This window comes from Haemophilus sp. HMSC61B11 (genome assembly GCF_001838615.1).
GTDB classification, from domain to species: Bacteria; Pseudomonadota; Gammaproteobacteria; order Enterobacterales; family Pasteurellaceae; genus Haemophilus_D; species Haemophilus_D parainfluenzae_AD.
The window spans coordinates 1-641 of sequence record NZ_KV838001.1 but is presented as its reverse complement, the minus strand read 5'-3'; the positions used below and the strand labels follow the sequence as shown (position 1 = coordinate 641).

Below are 641 nucleotides of genomic sequence, written 5' to 3'. Positions count from 1 at the left end.
AATAGCCGAAATGAATAGTGATTATGATCTCCGCCGTTTGCGTGATGGTTATATCTATATTTTGGCGGATAAAGCTGAATGTGAAGAAATGAACATAACGGCTGAAGCCACTAACGGTGAAGCTTGGTATATTTATGAGTCTCATAGTGATGATGATGCACAAGTCTTTGCTAGGTGGTCTAAAGATAATTTTAATCAATGGATTAAAGAACAATCTGAAAAAGGCACACCTCAAAATGATGCATCAAATGAAGTAAAAGAAGATAATTCTCAACAAGTTGAAGAAAATAACAACGAAGAAAACACAAACGAGGAAGAAGCAACTAAAGAAAAGCCTATGCAAGCAGAACTGAAAGAAGTTCATGTAATAGGTATGAGAGCTAAATCATTTATAGAATTAAATCGGGCAATTGAAACAGCATATATTATGTACTCGGAATTTAAGTTGCCATACGAACTATTGCAGGCAATAGAAAGAGATCCTTTAGTTAAGATGTTCTGGATGAAGAAAATTCCGACGAACGCACCTTCCAGCCTCACATTAGATATAAAAACGACAGAAAATATAGTTAATGATTTTGCTAGTACAACAAATTATGTACGAGACTATGTCAGTAACTTATATCGTAGTCAGCCCATAG

At 34.9% G+C, this 641-nt stretch carries 1 pseudogene; it reads left to right on the top strand.

Going from position 1 to position 641, the window contains the following annotated elements:
• Nucleotides 1-641: pseudogene (locus HMPREF3263_RS08825) on the top strand (hypothetical protein); the annotation flags it as partial.